Raw genomic sequence first — 19,927 nt, 5'->3', positions numbered from 1 at the left:
ATGTATGCCGCCCTCTGGCGCCTGCTCCCAGGCAGCCGCCTCGTCCGCATCCTCCAGATGGTCGCGCTGGCGGCCGTCGTCGTCTGCGTCCTGTTCGTCTGGGTGTTCCCGGCGATCGCGCCGCACCTACCCTTCGAGGACGTCACCATCGAACCCTCGACGGGAACCCCCACGCCATGACCCAGCACAGGACCTCCAGCCTGATGAGACCGAGCCGATGACCGACACCCGGATCCTCGTCGTCGACAACTACGACAGCTTCGTCTTCACGATCGTCGGATACCTCCAGCAGCTCGGCGCGGTGTGCGAGGTGGTCCGCAACGACGCTGTGTCACCTGCCGACGGTGCCGATTTCGACGGCGTGCTCGTCTCGCCCGGACCGGGCACGCCGCAGGAGGCGGGGGTCAGCATGAGGATGATCGAGGCGTGCGCCGAGCGCGACCAGCCGATGCTCGGCGTCTGCCTGGGGCACCAGGCGCTGGGTGTCGTCCTCGGTGCGACAGTCGGTCGCGCGCCCGAGCTCCTGCACGGCAAGACCTCGCGGATCCACCACGACGGCAGCGGCGTCCTCGACGGGCTCGGCTCGCCGTTCACGGCGACCCGGTACCACTCGCTGACCATCGACCCGGCCACCCGCCCGGCTGAGCTGGTCGCCAACGGCCACACCGACACCGGGGTGATCATGGCCGTCCGGCACGCCTCCCTGCCGTTGCACGGCGTGCAGTTCCACCCCGAGAGTGTGCTGACCGAAGGCGGTCATCGACTGCTGGCGAACTGGCTCACGCTGTGCGGCATGCAGGGTGCCGTGGACCGGTCGGTCGGGCTCAGCCCGCTCGTCCACGGCGTGCTCACGGGGGTGGCGTCGACGTCGTAGCGCCGGTCCGGCTGGTGGCCGTGCCCGAAGTTGTCGACGTCGTTGGTGGTGTCGTCCTCGTGGTCGTCGCAGGAGTCGTCGGCGGCGCGGTAGCCGTCTGAGTGACCGTGACGGTCGTGGGAGGTGTCGTCGGTCGTTGGGCCACCTTGAGCGTGACCCGGCTCCCGACGTCGACTATCGTCCCCGTGGCCGGCGACTGGTCGAGGACTGTGCCTTCGACCGCGTTGGCGTCCGGCACCTGGGTCAGATCGGCCAGCAACCCCAGCTTGGTCAGCGCGTCCTGGGCCAGGGCGTAGTTCTTGGTCCGCACGTCGGGAACCGGGACCTGACCCGTGGCGACGCGCAAGGTGATCGGTGTCGTGAGCGGGACGACCGCGCCGACGGCCGGGTCGGTGCTGACGACGTTGCCCTTCTGTTGGGCATTGTCGTTGACCGGAACGATCCCGGACACGGTGAACCCCAGCGAGCGCAGCGCGGTGATCGCGGCGTCCTGGGTGAACCCGACCACGTTGCCGACCCCTGCCTCGCCCGGCCCGGTCGACACGTCCAAGCTGACCGTCGAGCCCGGGTTGACGTTGGTGCCCTCCTTGGGGTTCTGCGCAACCACGGTGCCCTTGGGGACCTCGTTGTTGGTCACGTTGTTGACCTGCGGCGCGAGGTTCTTTGCCGTCAGCGCCGCCCGAGCCGCTTCGGAGGTCAGCCCGACCACCCGGGGCACGGCGACCTGGTCGGGCGGGCTCTCCCGAGAGAACAGATTCACCCCGCCCCACACGGCACCCGCCAGCAGCACCAGCACGCCGACGACGATCGCGGCATACACCCACCCCGAGCGTTTGTCGTCCTGGTCGGGGTCGCGCCCGACAGTGAGCGGGTCCTGCGTGTCGGGGGCCTTGCGTGGGCCCAACAGCTGGGTCGCCGCGCCCTCGCCGGCGCCCCCGCCGGACCCGCCGGCTCCGGCCAGGGCGGCAACCGCAGCTCCAGCTGTCGCGGCGATCAGCGGCCGTCCCTCGCGGGCGGCGACCAGGTCGTTCCTGAACTCGGTGGCGCTCTGATAACGGTGCTCACGGTTCTTGGCCAGCGCGTGCAGCGTCACGTCGTCATAGGCGGTCGGGACGTCGTGGTTGAGGCTCGACGGCCGCCGAGCCGGTTCACCCACGTGCTGGTATGCCACGGAGACCGCTGAGTCCCCGACGAACGGCGGTTGCCCGGTGAGCAGCTCGAACAGCATGCACCCGGTCGAGTAGAGGTCCGACCGGGCGTCGACCGGCAGCCCTTGGGCCTGCTCGGGCGAGAGGTACTGCGCGGTGCCGATGACGGCCTGCGTCTGGGTCATCGTCGCAGAGGTGTCCGCCATCGCCCGGGCGATCCCGAAGTCCATCACCTTGACGTCGCCGCGCCTGGTCAGCATGACGTTGGCCGGCTTGATGTCCCGGTGGACGATCCCCATCCGGTGGCTGTAGGCGAGCGCGGCCAGCACTCCCTCGGTGATCCGCGCGGCCTCTGACGGCGCGATGACGTTCTCGCGGCTGAGCTTGGCGCGCAACGTCTCGCCGTCGACGTGCTCCATGACGATGTAGGGCAATGGCGCGCTGGCGCCGCCGGCGTCGGTCGTCGTGTCCTCGCCGGAGTCGAAAATGGCCACGATCGAGGGGTGGTTGAGGCCGCCCGCCGCCTGGGCCTCCCGGCGGAACCGGGTGAGGAAGTTGCTGTCCCTCGCGAGGTCGGTGCGCAGCAGCTTGAGTGCCACCGGCCGGTCGAGCCGGGTGTCGTAGCCGAGGTGCACCTCGGCCATCCCTCCCCGCCCGATCAGCTCACCGACCTCGTAACGTCCCCCCAGCAGTCGTGCCGTGCTCACGGTCCCCCCGTCGCGTTGCCGTTCGACACCGTCAGTGTGACGGTCGACGTGAGCGCCACCCGTCCGATCGGGCTGATGTCGATGACCGTGCCCGCCGGCGACGCGTCGTTCTTCTCGTTGACGATGATCGCGCTCTCGGGGAACTTGTAGCTGACCAGGATCGACTTGGCTGCACCCACGGGCCGTCCGACGAAGTCCGAGGCCACGATGTTGGCCGTCGCCGGGGCGGCCGTCGTCGTGGTCGTCGTCGTGCTCGGCGCCGTCGAAGTCGTCGACGTCGTGGGCGGAGCCGAGGTCGTCGTGGTGGTGGTCGTGGACGACGACACCGTCGAGGTGGTGGGCTGCGGCGTAGGCGTGGTCCGGTTGTTGCTGACGAACGAGTAGGCGAAGAACCCGATCGCGAGCACCGCGACGATGATCGGCAGCCACCAGAGGCCGATCCCCCGCTTCTTCGGCGGCTCCTCGGCATAGCGCGGCTGCGGGACGCCGTCCTCGTAGCCCTCGTCGTAACCCGCCTCGTACTCGGGGTATGCCGCAGGGATCACCGAGGTGGCGCTGGCCGGTCCGTCCTGGGGAGCGAGCACCTGCGTACCGGCCGGGTCGGTGTCTCCGGTGTGCACCACCTCGGTCGCCGCGGGCACGGTCGCGAGTCCAGCGACTGGCATACCGAGGGCTGCGGCGAGGGCTGCCGCTGACCGGGGACGGTTCTCGGGGTTCTTCAGCAGGCACTGCTCGATGACGTCGCGTAAGTCCGTGGGCACGGTGTCCGGCAGCGGCGGCGGCGCGTCGTTGACCTGCATCAACGCCGTGGCGACGGCCGAGCCTGCCTCGAACGGCTTGCGCCCCGTGAGCATCTCCTGGCCGATGATGCCGAGGGCGTAGATGTCGCTGGCCCCCGTCGTCACCCGGCCGAGGGCCTGCTCGGGGGAGAGGTACTGCGGGGTGCCGAGCACCTCGCCGGTCCGCGTGTGGGAGGCGCCGTCGACCGCCCGCGCGATCCCGAAGTCCGTGAGCTTCACCCGCCCGTCGGGGGTGACCAGGATGTTGGCCGGCTTCACGTCGCGGTGCACGACGCCCGCCGCGTGCGCCGCGGCGAGGGCGAGCGCGGCCTGGCCGAGGATGCTGCGGACGCGGGACGGAGGCACCGGCCCGCGCGCGATGATCGCGGACAGCGGCTCCCCGTCGACCAGCTCCATGACAAGGTACGCGGTGCCGTCGTCCTCGCCGTAGTCGTAGGTCGTCGCGATGTTCTGGTGGGCCAGCGACGCGGTATGCCGCGCCTCGTCCCGGAAGCGCTCGGCAAACGTCGGGTCGGCGCTCACGGCCGCCCGCATCACCTTGACGGCGACCTCACGGCCGAGCACGGAGTCGGTCGCCCGCCAGACGTCCCCCATCCCGCCGGCCGCGATCCGGTCGGTCAGCGTGTAGCGACCACCGAGGGTCATGCCTGTCTCTGGGTTCATTGGCTGAGCACCGCTTCCATGACTGCCTTGGCAATGGGTCCGGCCAGACGGCCCCCGGCGGCCTCGCTGCCGGCGTTGCCGCCGTCCTCGACGACCACGGCGACCGCGATCTTGGGGTCGTTCGCCGGGGCGAACGCGGTGAACCAGGCGTGCGGCGGTTTGCCGTTGCCCTGTTCGGCCGTCCCGGTCTTGCCGGCGACCTGCACCCCGTCGATCTTCGCCGGGGTGCCGGTGCCGTTGTCGACGACCGAGGTGAGCATCGTCGTCAGGGTGGCAGCCGTCTGGGGTGACACGGCGACCGAGAGCCGCTCCGGTGTGGCCGAGTCGATGGTCTGCAGGTCCGCGCTGAGCACAGTCTGCACCAGATAGGGCCGCATGAGGATCCCGCGGTTGGCGATCGCCGCGCTGACCATCGCGATCTGCATCGGCGTGACGCGGACGTCGAACTGACCGATCGCCGACTGCGCCGTCTGGGCCTGGTTGATCCCGGTCGGGAACCTGCTGGGGTCGACCCGGGTCGGGATCCGCAACGTGGTTCCGAACCCGAACTTCGAGGCCTGGGCGGCGAGCTTGTCGGCGCCCACCTGCATACCGAGGTAGCCCATTGCGGTGTTGCACGAGATCTCGAGGGCGTGCTGCAAGGTGGTCTGGTCATTGGGACCGCACGCACGCCGGTCGTAGTTCGGCAGTCCGACGTTGGTCTGGGGGAGGGTGAGCACGGCGGGGGCGGGGATCAGGCTCTGGTCGTTGACGACGCCGTTCTCCAACGCGGCCGACGCGGTGACGATCTTGAAGACCGACCCGGGCGGGTAGAGGTTGCCGCTGATCGCCCGGTTGACCAGCGGCTGGGTGGGATCGGTGGTCAGGGACTTCGAGGAGGCGACGACGGCGGTCTGGTCGTGCTGCGACAGCGTGTTGGGGTCGTACTCCGGGTGCGAGACCATCGCCAGGATCGCGCCGGTCTTGGGATCGAGAGCGACGACGGCCCCGCGCTGGTTGCCGAGGGCGGCGCTGGCGGCCTGCTGGGCCTTGGCGTTGATCGTGGTCTTCAGGCTCGCGCCCACGGGTGTGCGGCCGGTCAACAGGTCGGTGACCCGGGTGTAGAACAGCTCGTCCGACTGACCGGACAGCAGGTCGTCGGCCGAGCTTTCGAGGCCGCCGCCGGCGCCGTAGGTGTAGGAGAAGTAGCCGGTGACGTGGCTGTAGAGCTGCGCCGCGGGATAGGTCCGCAGGAAGGCGATCTCCTGGTTGGGTGTCGCGACCGACTTCGCGATCGGCTGGTCGCCGACGAGGATCTGGCCGCGATCGCGCGAGTAGTTGTCCAGCAACGTGCGCCGGTTGTCCGGGCGGGCGTTGATGGACGGCGCGAAGATCACCTGGATCAGCGTGGTCGAGACGAGCAGCGCGACGAAGAGGAGGGCCACCACGGAGGTCACCCGGCGCAGCGGGGTGTTCATCGCATCGCCACCACCTCGGTGGGGCTGGTGGTGCCCGCGCCGGGCTGGCGTTCCTCGGGCGGGGAGTCCCCGACCGGTCGGCGGGCCTGGTCGGAGATGCGCAGGAGGATCGCCATCAGCGTCCAGTTCGCGAGCAGCGAGGATCCGCCGAGCGACATGAACGGCGTCGTCAGCCCGGTCAGCGGGATGACCCGGGTGATGCCGCCGATGACGACGAAGACCTGCAGCGCGACGGAGAACGCGAGCCCGAAGGCGAGCAGCTTGCCGAACCCGTCGCGCACCCCCAGCGCGGTGCGCATGCCACGCTGGACGAACAGGGCGTACAGGCACAGCAGCGCGACCACCCCGAAGAGTCCGAGCTCCTCACCGAAGCTGGCGAAGATGAAGTCGCTGTTGGCGAAGGCGACCAGCCACGGCCGACCTTGCCCCAGCCCGGTGCCGAACAGCCCCCCGGCGGCCATCCCCATGATGCCTTTGGCGAGCTGGTCGGACTGGGCCAGCGAGCTGGCCGAGAACGGGTCCAGCCAGAGGTCGACCCGCACCTGGACGTGCTCGAACAGCCGGTATGCCAGGTAGGCGCCACCCGCGAACAGCACCAGACCGATGGCGATCCAGCTCGGCCGCTCGGTCGCGATGTAGAGCATCCCGACGAACAGGCCGAAGAACAGCAGTGAGGAGCCGAGGTCGCGCTCGAAGACGAGGACCGCGAGGCTGACCAGCCAGGCGATGAGGATTGGACCGAGGTCGCGGCCGCGCGGGAACGTGAAGCCCATGACCTTGCGCCCGGCCAGTGAGAGCACGTCGCGCACCTGCACGAGGTAGCCCGCGAAGAACACGGTGAGGGCGAGCTTGGCGACCTCGCCCGGCTGGAACGACAGCGGGCCGAGGCGGATCCAGATGCGTGAGCCGTAGATCGTGGTGCCGACGACGGGCGCGAGCGGCAGGAGGAGCAGGACGAGACCGATCGCCATGGCGGTGAAGGTCCGGCGGCGCAGCCAACGGTGGTCGCGCAGCAGGATCAGGACGAGCGCGGCGACCACGACCGAGAGGCCGGTCCAGACCAGCTGGCGTCCCGCGTCGCTGTTGACACCTGTGCGGCCTCCGGCGAGGTCGAGGCGGTGGATCATCACCAGCCCGAAACCATTGAGGAGCGTGGCAATCGGCAGCAGCAACGGGTCTGCGTATGCCGCCCGCCACCGGAGCACGAGGTGGAACGCCAAGACCAACCCGAGCAGCCCACCGCCGACCGTCAGCAGCTGCGCGGGGACCGTCTCTCTCACGCCGAGGTCGACGCTGACCCAGGCGAGCAGGGTGATGCCGACGGCGAGCAGGATGAGCAGCAGCTCGACGTTGCGCTGGTTGCGCGCGTTGATGGTCTCGACGGTCACGCTCATGGCGTCGGTCCGGTCGTGAGCAGCGTGTTGGGGGTGACCGGCGCGATCGTCACGGTGCCGCTGTCGGTGGCTGTCGGGGCGGATGTCGAGGCGCTGGCTGTCGTCGGTGGCGTTACTGGGACCTGTCCGCACGGCACGCCGAGGGCCGCCTGCGCCCGGCACTGGGCCGCCTGCTCACGCAGGGTCTGGACCCGCGCCGCGGCGTCGACCTCGTTGCTGCCGATGGGGATTCCGGAGGTCACCAGGTCCTGGATCAGCGTCGGCAGGTCGGACAGCGGGATGTCGGTGACCTGGTCCACGTGCGACAGCTCGATCGGACCGAGGTTCTGGGGAACGCCGCGGAAGAGTGCGACGTAGCCACCCGAGGCGGCGAGGTAGAGCTGGGTCTGGCTCCAGGCATACCCGGCCCATCCGGCTGCGGCCAGGACGAGCACGACGACCGCCGCTAGCAGGCTTCGGCGGACCCTGACCGTGCGCCGCGACGGGTGGGGGACGAGTGCGGCGACTTCGTCCTCGTCGTGCGGGCTCTCCGCGGGTCGCAGCGAGCGGACCAGGCTGGCGGCCTTCTCGGCCGGGCTGATCGGGAGCCCGCGGGTGCGCTTGCCCTCACGGTCCCGCAGGGAGGCGGCTCCGACGATCTGGGGGCTGGTGTTGGGAGCCTCGGACGTGGCGAGGTCGACGACGTCCGCGACGACGACCGTCACGTTGTCGCGCGCACTCGCCTTGAGCGCGACCTCGATGAGCCGGTCCGCGGCGGCTGCGGGCCCGGACGCCTCGGTCAGGATCTCCTCGATGATGTCCCGGCGCACGAAGTCGGAGAGACCGTCCGAGCAGAGCAGGTAACGGTCGCCGGCCTTGAGCTCGCGCACGGACAGGTCCGGTTCGTCGTCGGTCTGGCCGGTCATCACCCGGGTCACCAGCGAGCGCTGCGGGTGGTCCTCGGCCTCCTCCGGCGTGATCCGGGACTCGTCGACGAGCTGCTGCACGAACGAGTGGTCCTTGGTGATCTGGCTGAGAACACCGCCGCGCAACAGGTAGGCGCGGGAGTCGCCGATGTGGGCCATCGCCAGCTTGTTGCCGGTGCGGAGCATGGCGATGGTGGTGCTGCCCATGCCCTGCAGCTTCGGGTTGTCCTCCATCGCGCGCCGCAGCCGCGTGTTCGCGTCGCGGACCGAGCGTTCGAGGGTCGGCAATGCCTGCTCGGCTCCGATGCTCTCTCCGTCGAGGGGCGCGAGCTGTCCGACGATGAGCGAGCTGGCGACGTCGCCCGCGGCGTGGCCACCCATGCCGTCGGCGAGGACGAGCAGGTGCGGGCCGGCATACCCGCTGTCCTCGTTGCGTGACTTGGGTCCCAGACCGAGGTCGGTCCGCGCCGCGTAGCGCAGGGCGATGGCCATCGGTCAGTCCCGCAGCTCGAGTGTGGTGCGGCCGATGCGGATGACGGCGCCGGTCTCCACGGGGACCGCGCCGGTGATCTTCACGCCGCCCACGGTGGTGCCGTTGCGCGAGCCCTGGTCTTCGACGAACCACCCGTCGCCACGGGAAAAGATGCGGGCGTGCCGGCTGGAGGCGAACTCGTCGTCGATCACCAACGTGCACTCCGGCGCCCGACCGACGAGCACCCCGCCCCGCCCCAGGGGTAGTGACGTTCCGGCCAGCTGGCCGTCTGTGACGACGAGGGTCGTGGGCAGGCCTCGCCGTCGCGGCGGGCGGGCCGGTGCCGGCGCGGAAGCCTGAGGGGAAGCCTGCGCGGCTCTCGCCGGGGGGGCCGGCCGCGGGGCGCGCGCGGCCTTGCGCGCCGACCGGGCCGAGATGCGCGTGCCGTAGATGTCCCGGCGCAGGACCAGGGCGAGGCTGAGGACGAAGACCCACAGGAGGGCGAGCAGTCCGAGCCGCACGACCGTGGAGGTGAGCTCACTCACGAGGGCGTCACCGCTTGCCGGGCCGGAAGACCGCCTGAGTGCGTCCGACAGTGATCTGGTCGCCCTCACCGAGCCGGGTGCTGGTGATGCGCTCACCGTTGACGTAGGTCCCGTTCGTCGAACCGAGGTCCCGGATCGAGGTGACGAGATGCGGGCCGTCGTTGGTGACCCGGACCTCGCAGTGCCGACGGGAGATGCCGGGGTCGTCGAGGACGATGTCCGCCAGTTCGTCGCGCCCGATCACGGTGTGCGCGCCGATGAGGGGGTAGCGCTCGCCGTCGATGACGAGCCAGGGCCGTTGGACGGGGCTGGGGGCCGGCCGACTGGGGGCAGAGGCGGCGGGATTCACGTGCGGATTCGCGTGGGGATGGGGCGCGGGGGCGCCGGCGGGCTGCGGCTCCGGCGCCCACTGTGGCGCGGGCTGAGCCGACTGCGCCCGCTGGGGCAGCTGGGTGCTCGGGGCGATCGAACGGCGCGAGGTGGCGGGACGTACCCGGAACACCCCCGTCTCCAGCTCGTCGTCCTTGTGGAACGTCACCTGGACCGGCCCACCCGGTTGGTAGCGCTGTGAGTCGGCGTGCTCTTGGGCGGCAGCGACGAGCTCGTCCGAGAGGGCGTCCTCATATCCGGACAGCCGGTCGAAGTCGGTCGTGCTCAGCTCGACGGTGTAGATGTTCGGGACCATCGTGCGGCCGTGGCCCATGACGGCGGCGCGGTCGTCCATGGCGCGTCGGATCGCCGAGGCCAGCTCGACGGGCTGGACCTCGGACTTGAAGGCCTTGGCGAAGGCACTGTTGACCGCTCGTTCCAGGCCACGTTCGACCTTGTCGAACAGTCCCACTGCGCCTCCTCCTCGTTCGTCCTCGGCGTTCTCTCGGCTGTGTCTCGGCTGCATCTCGCTGTACACCCGCGGGCCGCGCACCACGTCGGCACTGTGCTGAACGGGTCGGGGCTGAACGGGTCGGGTCGGCACAGGTGGGTTCATGGTAGCCGCCGCAAGCAGGGAGTCCGGGGAGCGACGGGGTGCGCTGGGGCAGTCCCGGCGGTCGTGCGCGCGGCGGGTCGACGAAGGTGCGTCCCGGCATACCTGCTGGTGGCGGGCACACGAAGCCGCGGTGTTCCGTACCCTGGGGAGGTGAGGATCGAGCTGCCCGAGGATTACCTGCCGCCGCAGCCCACCCACCCCACCTACGGCTACCTCACGCCCGAGGAGCTCGTGGACTTCGAGGCGGAGGAGCGGATCCGGCTCGGGATCGTGCCGTCGGTCGAGGAGGGCGAGCTCGGGGACCTCGGTGAGGGCGAGCAGCCCGGCGGCGCTGTCGCTGCGGCTCGCGTCCCCCGGTCGTCGCGGGCGCCCGAAGAGACCCAGCAGGGGAACCCCGACTGGACGGCCCATGGTCTGCTCATCCCCGACGAGGTGGAGGTCTCGCAGCGCCGGCTGGTTCGCGAGCCGGTCGCCCTGCAGCCGGGTGAGGACGAGACCTTGGGCAAGGTTGTCGGGGCCGAGGTGCTGGCCGAGCCCGAGCAGGTCGTGGAGGCGCCCGGGTATGCGTCGGGCGGCTGGGTGCCGTCCGAACCGGTGGTCGAGGAGCTGAGTGCGCCGGCTGGATCTCAGGCGCCCGAGATTCCGTCGACAGTGCTGGGGCAGGTGACGGACTACACGTGGGACGCCTACCGGCAGGAGTGGGTGTCCCGCACCGCGAACCGGGTCGCCTCGACCCCCACCGGCGGCGGCCGACAGGTCGTGGTCGAGGAACCCAACGTCGACGTCGCCGCGGCCGCGGGCGGCAGGGGCGCGACCTCGTCGTGGACGAGTGCGGACGGGCAGACGTACCGCTGGGACGCCCGCGGCCAGCGGTGGATCGTCGAAGGACCGTCGGCCTGAAGGGCTGACGAGCTCGGCGAGTTTGGCGAGTTTGGCGATGGTGCGGGCCATGCAGCACACTGGGCCCCGCGCGCGAGTGGCGGAATGGCAGACGCGCTGGCTTCAGGTGCCAGTGCCCGCAAGGGCGTGGGGGTTCAAGTCCCCCCTCGCGCACACGACACATACATGCAGTCCGCGCCGCCATCGGGCTGGCCGGGCTGCGCCGTCTCATCACCGACGTCGATGACGCCGACACCTATGTCTGCCGCCCGCACGCTCTGGGGGAAATCCGAGACGCGCTCCTCGGGCGGCGACTACGTCGGGACCACACCCCCCGCTCCGTCCGCCAGCCACGCAACCCGGCGTGGAACCGGTTCACCCTGACCTTCGATGACGACGGTGAGCTGCGGCTGTTCGACACGCGCCGGCTGAGCCGGGTGCGCCTCGATGCCGACCGCGAGCGCCTCGGGCCGGACGCCCAGGACATCACCCTGGTGCAGTTCCGGGCGCGGGTCGGGCGCGGGTCGTCGGCGGCCAAGACCTGGCTGCTCGACCAGTCCGTCGTTGCCGGCGTCGGGAACCTGCTCGCCGACGAGACTCTCTGGCAGGCGCGCATCTCGCCGCGACGCTCCGCCGACGATCTCGACGACGACGAGCTCGCCGTCTTGCGGCGGGCACTTCGTGCGGCCACTCGTCGGGCCATCCTGCGCGGCGGCGTACCCACCGGCAGCTTCATTCCCGCCCGCAAGCGCGGCGGCCACTGCCCTCGTTGCGGCGCCGAGCTCGACCGGGCGACGGTCGGCGGCCGCACGACCTACTGGTGCCGGACGAACAGCGGTAGCTGCAGTGACGGGGAAGCGCGCAGCCTCAGGCCGCCGCGACCTTGGCCATGAACGCCACCGTCGCCGCAATGATCTGCTGCTGCGCGACCTCACGGGACACCGAAGGCGCCCCGTCGCCCGGCTGTTCGCCGTAGTCGCCGAAGAACGCGTGCACCCCGCCCTCGACCGCCACGAACGTTGCGCTGGGTGGGAGCTTGGCCCGGCTCGCCTCGATATCAGCCGGGGTCGAGAGGCCGTCGTTGGTCCCGGACACCGAGGTGACAACCAGGTCGGTCCGGGCGGCCAGGGACCCGAGCGGGTAGGACGCCCAGAACAGCAGTCCGCGCACGAGCGGCTTCTGCTGCTCGGCATACGATCCGGCTGCGACGCCGCCCAGGCTGTGGCCGGCGACCGACCACCGGGTGATACCAGGGTTGGCGGCGATCACGTTGCCGGGATCGCCGATCGACAGGAAGCCGATGTCGAACGGCTGCTTGACGATCACCACGAGATAACCGGCCTCCGCGACCGGCTTCAGCAGCGCGACGTAGGCGCGCGGGTCGACCTTGGCGCCGGGCTGGAAGACGAGCCCAGCCCGGGGGGTCGTCCCACCCGCGGGCGTGAGGACGATCCGGGTGGGTGAGCTCTCCACCGTGACCGCCGACGTCGACTGCATGGCGGAGACGGGATCGGTGGCCGGCAGCGGGATGAGGTAGACGATCCCGCCGAGCAGCAGCACGGTGCCGACGACGCCGAGGACCCGGCCGATGACCAGCCCTGCCCCACCGCGCCCGGCTCGTGGTCGAGCGGGGCGCACCCCGGCCACCACCAGGATGAGGCCGACCACAGTCGTCGCGATGAGCAAGGTCGGGTATGCGGGGTGTCCGGCGAGCAGCGTGCCGGCCTTCGTGATCAGGACATACCCGGCCACCACCACCCAGAGCAGGCCGACGACGGCGCGGAACACCGATGTCCGGTGTCGCTGGGTCGCAGAAGTCTGGGGCGCCGTCACGACAGCAGGGTCGCATGGCTGACAATGCGGTCATGACATCCACACCGCTGGCCGACGAACAGTTCATCACGCTGACCACGTTCAAGCGTGACGGTACGCCGGTGGCGACCACGGTATGGCTGGTCGCGGACGGTGACCACCTGCTGGTCACCACGCTGGACACGACGGGCAAGGCGAAGCGGATCCGGCATACCACGCGGGTAGTGATGGTCCCGAGCAGCCGCACCGGCGAGGTGGCCGAGGGCGCCACGCCAGTCGAGGGAAGCGCGACGCTTTTCCAGGACGAGCTCGACCTGAAACGCCTCGGAGACCTGTTGGTCGAGAAGTACGGTCTGCTGGCCCGCGCGATGTTCGCCACCCGCAAGCTGACCCGCAAGGACGACAACCGGATCGGCATCCGGATCGCGCCGGCTGTCTGATCAGCCGGACAAGGTGCTCCACCGGATCGACAGGCCGAGACCGAGCAGGAGCAGCACCGCAGCCACCGCGGTGAACCCGAACGAGATGTCGACGTCCTGCTCCTGCAGCTGTATGTGTTTCGGCAGGTCGGAGAGCACCGAGTTCAGCTGGTCCGCGTCCTTGGCGGCGAAGTACTCGCCGCCGGTGGTCGAGGCGACGGTGCGCAGGGCGTCCTCGTCCACGACGAGGAAGCTGCGCAGCGAAACCCCGCCGCCACCGGCCCCACCGGGGTTGGGTCCCCGGAACTGCTGCTCGAGACCTCCGACCTGGCTGCGCGAGCACACCATCTGGGTGGGGTTGGTCGTCCCGAACCCGATGGGATAGACCCGTACGCCTCGAGCTGCCGCCTGCTCGGCGGCCGCCTGCGGGCTGATGCCTCGGGTGTTCGCACCGTCGGTGAGCAGGACGACGATCTCGGGAGCCTTGTCACCAGACGCGCTCTTGGCCGGCGTCGGGGTCGGGGTGGCCGGTGTCTCGGTGGGGGACTTGACTAGGGAGGTCCCGTCCGGGTTGGGGGCGTCGCCCGGGTCGCTCGGTGCGACGTTGGGGTCGAGCTCGGAGATGGCGTCGACCGACTTGAGGATGGCTGCACCGATGGTCGTTCCTCGGCCGGTTGTCACGGCGTCGAGCGTCGCGAGCAGATCGGCCTTGTTGGTCGTCGGAGCCACGGCCAGCTGCGCGAACCCCGAGAACAGCACCAGCCCGACCTTCGTCTGGTCGTCCTGGTTCTCGATGAACTTCCGCACCGCGGACTGGGCGGCGCTCAGCCGGTTGGGGGAGACGTCGGTCGAACACATCGAGCCGGAGACGTCAAGGGCGAGGATGACGGCCGAGCTCGAGACCGGCACGTCCAGCCGTACCTGGGGCCGGGCGCTCGCGAGCCCGAGCAGCGCGAGGCTGGCGAGGACGACGGCAATGGGCACATGCCGTCGCCAGCGGCGGCTGGGACCGGCGGCGAGGCGTACCAGCGCGACGTTGGAGTACCGCACCGCCGACGTACGGCGCCGGCGCAGCTGCCATAGGTAGGCGGCGAGCAGGATCGGGACCGCGACGAGCCCGACGAGCAGGAGGGGGGAGGCGAACGACATCTCAGACCACCCGTCCCTGGCGCAGCACCGACACTGCGGTACCGAGGAGCAGCAGCAGGGTGGCGATCCCGGCGATCAGCGAGGTCACCTCACGCGGCACGGTGCGCGAGACCCAGGTCAGCTGGATCGAGTCGTAGACCTGGGTCAGGGTCGAGGCGTCGCCCGCGGCGTAGTAGGTGCCGCCGGTGGTGGTGGCCATCTTCTTCAGAGCGTCCTCGTCGAGACGGGTGGCGATGCTGAATCCGCCCACCTGCAGGACCGTTCCGGCGGCGCTCCCCAGCCCGATCGGGAAGATCTTGACTCCCGCGGAGGAGGCAAGGTCAGCGAGCTCGGTCGGGTCGGGTCCGCTCGTGTTCTCCCCGTCGGTGAGCAGCACCACGGCCGTACCCGGGTAGTAGCCGATGGGTGTCTCCGAGCCCGCGACGTTCTCGCCGTCACCGCTGCTGACGATCGGCTTGCCGGCGATGGCGCTGAGCGAGGTGAGGATGCCGCGGCCGAGCGACGTCTCCCCCGACGGTTGGAGGCGGCCCACGGCTGCCAGCACCTGCGCCTTGTCGGTCGTCGGCTGCTGCGCGATCACCCCGTTGCCGCCGAACGCCACGACGCCCAGCTTGATCGTCGGGGGCTGTTTGTCGATGAACACCTTGGCCGCGGCCTTGGCGGCGTCCAGCCGGGTGGGCTGGACGTCCTTGGCGCCCATGCTCGTCGACACGTCGAAGGCGAGGACCACGGTCCCCTCCCGGGCGGGTTCGGCCACGGCGGCGACGGGGCGGCTCATGGCGAACAACATCACCGCGAGCGCGGTGAGCAGCAGGGCGGGAGCCAGGTGGCGCAGCCGGTCGCGTCGGGTGGGCCGGGCCACTACCAGTCCTCGCAAGGCGAGCTCGGTTCGGCGGGCGGCTTGACGGCGCAACAGCCTCCGGTATGCCAGCAGCACGAGCGGGAGGGCCAGCAGACCGAGCAGGGCCCAGGGCCAGGTGAGCGTCATCGGCGCCTCCGGCGGCGCAGGGCAGACACCCGCATCAATGCGCGGACGAGGTCCTCATCGGTGCTGATCTCATGCAGGTCGACCCCCGCAGACCGGGTCAGCTCGAGCAGCTCTGCCTGTCTGGCGTCGGCCGCCTCCCGCAGCCGGGCGCGGAACCCGGGGTCATCGGTGTCGACGAAGATCTGCTCACCAGTCTCGGCGTCCTCGACGTAGATCATGCCGGCGCTCGGCAGCTCGAACTCGCGTGGGTCGCTCACCTGCAGCGCAACGACTTCGTGTCGACGAGCCAGCTGCCCCAACGGTCTGACCCAGCCGGGGCCACTGATGAAGTCGGACACGACGACGACGAGCGAGCGGCGCCGGGCCAGACCGGAGGCCGCCGTGAAGAGGACGCTCAGGTCGGTGACGGACCCACCTGGCTTCGCCTTCGAAACCGCCTCCTGCGCGGCTGCTCGCCGGTCCAGCAGGCTTCGCGCGATCCGCAGGACCTGGTTGCGACCCGAAGCCGGCGGGATCACCTCGTGCTTGGCCGAACCGTCCTCACCCATCAGGACGACGCCGACCCGGTTGCCGCCCCGGGTCAGCACCAGCGCGAGCGTGGTGGCGATCTCGGCAAGCACGAGGTCCTTCTGTCGGTCGACCGGACCGAAACCCATCGACGCCGAGTGGTCCAGCAGCAACCAAGCCGTCAGCTCGCGGTCCTCGACGAACTCGCGCACGTAGGCGGTGTCCATCCGGGCAGTGACGTTCCACTCGATGTGACGCAGGTCGTCCCCCGGCTCGTACTCACGCAGGTCGGTGAAGTCGAGTCCCGAGCCGCGGAACAGCGTGCGGTAGTCGCCCTGGAGCCGGCCGTCGAGCAGCCTGACGACGCGCCACTCCATGCGGCTGAGCAGCCGCTGGGGGGTCAGCGATGCGGTCTGGTCCACGGCGAGCTTCCAGTGGCACCCGGGGTGGTGGGCGAGCGGGGCCGCTCCCTCAAGGGGACGGTCGGGACGGCGACGGCGTCGAGGATCGGGCTGAGCAGGTCGTCAGGGCTGAGGTCCTCAGCGAGCGCCTCGTAGGACAGCACGATTCGGTGTCGAAGCACGTCGCGGGCCAGGTCGCGCACGTCGGTCGCGAGCGCGTAGTCCCGACCACGCAAGAAGGCGAGCGCCCGGGCCGCGAGCACCATGTTGATCGAGGCGCGGGGGCTGGCACCGTAGGTGAGGTACTTCACGAGCTCGGGCCTGCCGACCGAGGCAGGGCTGCGGGTAGCAGTCGCGAGCTGGACGGCATACTCGATCACCGCAGGGTCGACGTAGACCGCGTCGGCCTGCCGCTGGTATATCCGCAACGCGTCGGCGTCCAGCACCTGCTGGGTCGCCGCGAGTGCGCCGATCATTCGCTCGACGACAACGAACTCCTCTGCGGCGGAGGGATATCCGATGAGGACCTTGAGCATGAAGCGGTCCACCTGCGCCTCGGGCAGCTGGTAGGTGCCCTCGGACTCGATGGGGTTCTGCGTGGCCATCACGAGGAACGGGTTTGGGGCGGGGTAGCTCTGCCGGCCGATGGTGACCTGGCGTTCTTGCATGACCTCGAGCAGCGCGCTCTGCACCTTGGCCGGCGCGCGGTTGATCTCGTCGGCGAGGACGAGGTTGGCGAAGACCGGGCCCAGCGAGACTTGGAACTCGCCGTCCCTCTGGTTGTAGATCCGGGTCCCGATGAGGTCGGCCGGCACCAGGTCGGGGGTGAACTGGATCCGTTGGAAGTCGCCGCCGATCGCCTCCGCAAGGGTCTTGATGGCCATCGTCTTGGCCAGGCCGGGAACGCCCTCGACGAGCAGGTGACCACGGGCGAGTAGGGCGACGATCATCCGCTCGAGCAGGTCGTCCTGGCCGACGATCGTCTTCTTGACCTCGTAGAGCGCCTGCTCCAACGGGTGGGTGATGGGCGTCGGGCGGGTGGCGTCGGGCTCCATCTGCGGTCCTGTTCGGTCTGGGCGATCGGGGCTGTGGCTGCTGTCTGGGTTCACTGGTTGTCACTCACTGCAGCGTGCTGATCACCAGGGATGTGACTCACTGCGGCGGGCTGCCGGCCGCGCCGCCGGCCGTCGCGATCGGGACGGCGAAACCGATCCCGACGAAGAAGCCCTGGTCGCCCGGGTTGGCCAGACCGGTCACGATGCCGACGACCTGACCGGCCCGGTTGAGCAGCGGGCCTCCGGAGTTGCCCGGGTTGACCGCGGCGTCGATCTGGATCAGGTGCTCGAGCTTCTTGCCGTCCTTGACCGGCACCGTTCGGTCGAGCGCCGAGACCACACCGGCGGACAGTGAGTCGGTGAGGCCGAGGGGGTGGCCGACGGCGAAGACGGGTGACCCGACCTGAACGCCGCCGCCGAGGACCGCCGGGACCACCGTCTGGGGGAGGGTCGCTGGGGCGAGCGTGGCGATGTCGTTGTCGGGCTGGGTGCTGGCGACCTTGGCGGTCGACGACGTGCCGTCGGTGTACTGCACGTTGATGGTCTGCGCCCCGACGACGACGTGCAGCGCGGTCAGGATCGTGCCGTCGGCGTTGACGATCACCCCTGCGCCGCTGCCCGACTCCGCCCCGGTCGCGGACGTGCGGATGGTCTGGATCAGCACGAGCGACGGCTGGATCGCCTGGTATGCCAGTGCGGCGGCGGCGGGTGCCTGCGCGTCCTTCTTCGCCTGGTCCGCGACCCCCTTCTGCACGCTCGCGTTCACATCCGCCTGGGTGATCGGCGCAGGGCCGGCCGGCCGCGTCAGCGCGAAGGCGAGCGCGGCAGCAGCTAACAGGAGAACCACCATCACGGCGACCCAAAGACGGCGCGGGACAACGCGCATCCGGGACTGCAGTCGGGCTCGCCGCGAGCCCGGGCGTTCGGGACCGTCACCGCCGGGAGGTTCGACGGCGCTCACCTCGGGTGGGGCAAGAGCGCGGGCCACCGCTTGACTCTACGTTTGCCGCCCGCCGGGCGGCAGGGGCGGCTGCAGACTCATATCGCAGTCATAGGAATCGGCAGAGGAAGCGTCGCCACCCCTACCCTCGGAGCCATGGCTCTCGGAACTCACGACCACGCCGACGATCCCCGAAACGCCGACATCCAGATCTGGGTGAGTGGCGAGCTGGTGCCGCGGGACAAGGCGGTGGTCTCGGTGTTCGACTCCGGTTTCGTCCTCGGTGACGGGGTGTGGGAAGGGCTGCGGGTCAGCGGTGGGCACCCTGCCTTTCTCGAGCGTCACCTCGACCGGCTCGAGGAGGGTGCCCGCGCGATCATGCTCGACCTCGGGATGAGCCGCGCCGAGATCACCGACGCCATCTATGCGACGTTGGCGGCGAACGAGATGACCGACGGCGTGCACGTGCGGCTGATGGTGACGCGAGGGGTGAAGTCCACGCCCTACCAGGACCCCCGCATGACCATCGGGCCGGCGACCGTGGTCGTCATTGCCGAGCACAAGGAACCCATGCCTGCGACCGTCACCGAGGGCATCACCGTGTTCACGTCGCACGTCCGTCGAGCGACACCCGACACCCTCGACCCGCGGCTCAACGCCCACAGCAAGCTGAACGACATCATGGCCTGCATCCAGGCGTACACGGCTGGAGCAGACGAGGCGCTGATGCTCGACCCACAGGGGTTCGTGGCCACCTGCAACAGCACCCACTTCTTCATCGTCACGCGCGGCGGCGAGGTGTGGACGTCAGACGGCCGGTTCTGCCTGGCGGGGATCACCCGCAGCAACGTGCTGGAGGTATGCCGCGGCAACGGGATCGCCTCTCGTCAGACGACGTTCAGTCTCACGGACGTCTACAACGCGGCTGAGGCGTTCGTGACCGGCACGTTCGCCGGCGTCGTGCCGGTGCGCACCGTGGACGGGCGGACGATCGGCACTGGTGCTCGCGGGCCCATGGTGGAGCGTCTGCAGGGTCTCTATCAGGCACACGTCCGGGCCGACGTCACCGCGCGGACGGCCGCCGCGTGACCGTCCGGGTCGCGATGTGGAGCGGGCCACGCAACATCTCGACGGCCCTGATGCGCTCCTGGGGGAACCGGCCGGACACGGTGGTGGTCGACGAGCCCTTCTACGCGGCCTTCCTGTCCCGCACTGGGATCGAGCACCCGGCCGCGGGGGAGGTGATCGCGTCACAGCCGACCGACCCGGCGGAGGTGGTTCGCGATCTGGGTGCACCGGTCGACGCGGCCGTTCACTACGCGAAGCACATGACGCACCACCTCGATCAGGACGCGGACCTGTCGTGGCTGAGCGCCTTCCGCAACGTGCTGCTCATCCGCGATCCCGACGAGGTGGTGGCGTCGTACGTACGCTCGCGGGAGGCGTGCGTGCCTGCGGATATCGGCCTGCTGCAACAGCTTTGGCTGTTCGAGGCGCTCAAGGGTCACCCGCAAACGCAGCCGACGACGCCGGTCATCGACGCCGGCGACTTCCTGCGCGACCCCGAGGCATACCTGCGGTGGCTGTGCGACTGGCTTGGGATCGAGTTCACCGACCGGATGCTGCACTGGCCGGCCGGCCCCCGGGACAGCGACGGAGTGTGGGCGCCGCACTGGTACGCGGCGGTCGAGCGGTCCACGGGGTTCGAGCCGTGGCGTTCGCGCACGATCAACCTGACAGACCACGATGCCGCCGTGGCCTCGGCCTGTCGACCGGCGTACCAAGCCTTGGCTGCCCGGCGCCTGGTGCTCTGATCCCTTCAGCGTC

At 70.2% G+C, this 19,927-nt stretch carries 20 protein-coding genes and 1 tRNA gene; 8 read left to right on the top strand and 13 right to left on the bottom strand.

From position 1 onward, the window contains the following. Together ABI385_RS07625 and ABI385_RS07620 are read left to right on the top strand one after the other, a co-directional pair. A complete protein-coding gene (locus tag ABI385_RS07625) occupies positions 1–180 on the top strand; it encodes a hypothetical protein (RefSeq protein ID WP_348103146.1) in 180 nt (59 codons plus the stop codon). 37 nt (positions 181–217) lie between these two features. Further along, the gene (locus ABI385_RS07620; RefSeq protein ID WP_348103145.1) at positions 218–874 is read left to right on the top strand and encodes an aminodeoxychorismate/anthranilate synthase component II; all 657 of its coding nucleotides are present in this window, start codon (positions 218–220) and stop codon (positions 872–874) included. On the opposite strand, the gene pknB is transcribed toward ABI385_RS07620, so the two are convergent. The 7 genes from pknB to ABI385_RS07585 are packed head-to-tail and all read right to left on the bottom strand — an operon-like array spanning position 849 to position 9,806. Continuing rightward, entirely contained in the window at positions 849–2,729 is a 1,881-nt protein-coding gene (gene pknB, locus ABI385_RS07615) for a Stk1 family PASTA domain-containing Ser/Thr kinase (protein WP_348103144.1), read from the bottom strand. The two genes, ABI385_RS07620 and pknB, sit on opposite strands and share 26 nt — an antisense overlap. After that, the gene (locus ABI385_RS07610) at positions 2,726–4,192 is read right to left on the bottom strand and encodes a protein kinase domain-containing protein (protein WP_348103143.1); all 1,467 of its coding nucleotides are present in this window, start codon (positions 4,190–4,192) and stop codon (positions 2,726–2,728) included. The genes pknB and ABI385_RS07610 overlap by 4 nt, the downstream gene beginning before the upstream one ends. After that, positions 4,189–5,649, bottom strand: coding sequence for a penicillin-binding transpeptidase domain-containing protein (locus tag ABI385_RS07605; RefSeq protein ID WP_348103142.1), 1,461 nt, complete (start codon positions 5,647–5,649; stop codon positions 4,189–4,191). Before ABI385_RS07605 ends, ABI385_RS07610 begins: the two co-directional genes overlap by 4 nt. Next, positions 5,646–7,043, bottom strand: a complete 1,398-nt coding sequence (locus ABI385_RS07600) for an FtsW/RodA/SpoVE family cell cycle protein (protein WP_348103141.1) — start codon at positions 7,041–7,043, stop codon at positions 5,646–5,648. Before ABI385_RS07600 ends, ABI385_RS07605 begins: the two co-directional genes overlap by 4 nt. Next, a complete protein-coding gene (locus ABI385_RS07595; protein WP_348103140.1) occupies positions 7,040–8,440 on the bottom strand; it encodes a protein phosphatase 2C domain-containing protein in 1,401 nt (466 codons plus the stop codon). Before ABI385_RS07595 ends, ABI385_RS07600 begins: the two co-directional genes overlap by 4 nt. A gap of 3 nt (positions 8,441–8,443) precedes the next feature. Next, positions 8,444–8,965, bottom strand: a complete 522-nt coding sequence (locus tag ABI385_RS07590; RefSeq protein WP_348103139.1) for an FHA domain-containing protein — start codon at positions 8,963–8,965, stop codon at positions 8,444–8,446. Positions 8,966–8,972: 7 nt separating this feature from the next. Beyond that, entirely contained in the window at positions 8,973–9,806 is an 834-nt protein-coding gene (locus ABI385_RS07585; RefSeq protein ID WP_348103138.1) for an FhaA domain-containing protein, read from the bottom strand. Between the two features lie 294 nt (positions 9,807–10,100). Between ABI385_RS07585 and ABI385_RS07580 the strand changes: the two genes are divergently transcribed. From ABI385_RS07580 to ABI385_RS07570, 3 genes are all read left to right on the top strand, one after another. After that, positions 10,101–10,850, top strand: a complete 750-nt coding sequence (locus ABI385_RS07580) for a hypothetical protein (RefSeq protein WP_348103137.1) — start codon at positions 10,101–10,103, stop codon at positions 10,848–10,850. Positions 10,851–10,920: 70 nt separating this feature from the next. Beyond that, a tRNA-Leu gene (locus ABI385_RS07575) sits at positions 10,921–11,003 on the top strand. A gap of 263 nt (positions 11,004–11,266) precedes the next feature. Continuing rightward, entirely contained in the window at positions 11,267–11,722 is a 456-nt protein-coding gene (locus ABI385_RS07570; RefSeq protein WP_348103136.1) for a hypothetical protein, read from the top strand. Here ABI385_RS07570 and ABI385_RS07565 read toward each other — a convergent pair. Then, positions 11,697–12,662, bottom strand: a complete 966-nt coding sequence (locus ABI385_RS07565; protein ID WP_348103135.1) for an alpha/beta hydrolase — start codon at positions 12,660–12,662, stop codon at positions 11,697–11,699. The two genes, ABI385_RS07570 and ABI385_RS07565, sit on opposite strands and share 26 nt — an antisense overlap. A gap of 32 nt (positions 12,663–12,694) precedes the next feature. Between ABI385_RS07565 and ABI385_RS07560 the strand changes: the two genes are divergently transcribed. Then, positions 12,695–13,081 (top strand): PPOX class F420-dependent oxidoreductase, encoded by a 387-nt coding sequence (locus tag ABI385_RS07560; RefSeq protein ID WP_348103134.1) that lies wholly within the window; start codon positions 12,695–12,697, stop codon positions 13,079–13,081. Here the strand turns inward: ABI385_RS07560 and ABI385_RS07555 are convergent, their stop codons facing one another. From ABI385_RS07555 to ABI385_RS07535, 5 genes are all read right to left on the bottom strand, one after another. After that, positions 13,082–14,209 carry a VWA domain-containing protein gene (locus ABI385_RS07555; protein WP_348103133.1) on the bottom strand — a complete coding sequence of 376 codons (1,128 nt, stop codon included), beginning with the start codon at positions 14,207–14,209 and terminating at the stop codon, positions 13,082–13,084. It lies immediately after the preceding gene. A gap of 1 nt (position 14,210) precedes the next feature. Next, complete coding sequence (locus ABI385_RS07550) at positions 14,211–15,197, bottom strand: VWA domain-containing protein (protein ID WP_348103132.1); 987 nt, start codon at positions 15,195–15,197, stop codon at positions 14,211–14,213. Next, positions 15,194–16,126 (bottom strand): DUF58 domain-containing protein, encoded by a 933-nt coding sequence (locus ABI385_RS07545; RefSeq protein ID WP_348103131.1) that lies wholly within the window; start codon positions 16,124–16,126, stop codon positions 15,194–15,196. Before ABI385_RS07545 ends, ABI385_RS07550 begins: the two co-directional genes overlap by 4 nt. Further along, entirely contained in the window at positions 16,105–17,160 is a 1,056-nt protein-coding gene (locus tag ABI385_RS07540; RefSeq protein ID WP_348103130.1) for a MoxR family ATPase, read from the bottom strand. The genes ABI385_RS07545 and ABI385_RS07540 overlap by 22 nt, the downstream gene beginning before the upstream one ends. A gap of 97 nt (positions 17,161–17,257) precedes the next feature. Further along, positions 17,258–18,148, bottom strand: a complete 891-nt coding sequence (locus tag ABI385_RS07535; RefSeq protein WP_348103129.1) for a trypsin-like peptidase domain-containing protein — start codon at positions 18,146–18,148, stop codon at positions 17,258–17,260. Between the two features lie 108 nt (positions 18,149–18,256). Here ABI385_RS07535 and ABI385_RS07530 point away from each other — a divergent pair, with 108 nt between their 5' ends. Together ABI385_RS07530 and ABI385_RS07525 are read left to right on the top strand one after the other, a co-directional pair. Beyond that, on the top strand, positions 18,257–19,189 hold the full coding sequence (locus ABI385_RS07530) for an aminotransferase class IV (protein ID WP_348103128.1): 933 nt from the start codon (positions 18,257–18,259) through the stop codon (positions 19,187–19,189). Further along, positions 19,186–19,914, top strand: a complete 729-nt coding sequence (locus ABI385_RS07525) for an HAD family hydrolase (protein ID WP_348103127.1) — start codon at positions 19,186–19,188, stop codon at positions 19,912–19,914. Before ABI385_RS07530 ends, ABI385_RS07525 begins: the two co-directional genes overlap by 4 nt. The last annotated feature ends 13 nt before the right edge of the window (positions 19,915–19,927 follow it).

The sequence above is a fragment of the Lapillicoccus sp. genome, assembly GCF_039935575.1.
Taxonomy (GTDB): domain Bacteria; phylum Actinomycetota; class Actinomycetes; order Actinomycetales; family Dermatophilaceae; genus Lapillicoccus.
The sequence above is the reverse complement of the archived record's forward strand: the minus strand, read 5'-3'. Positions and strand labels throughout refer to the sequence as shown.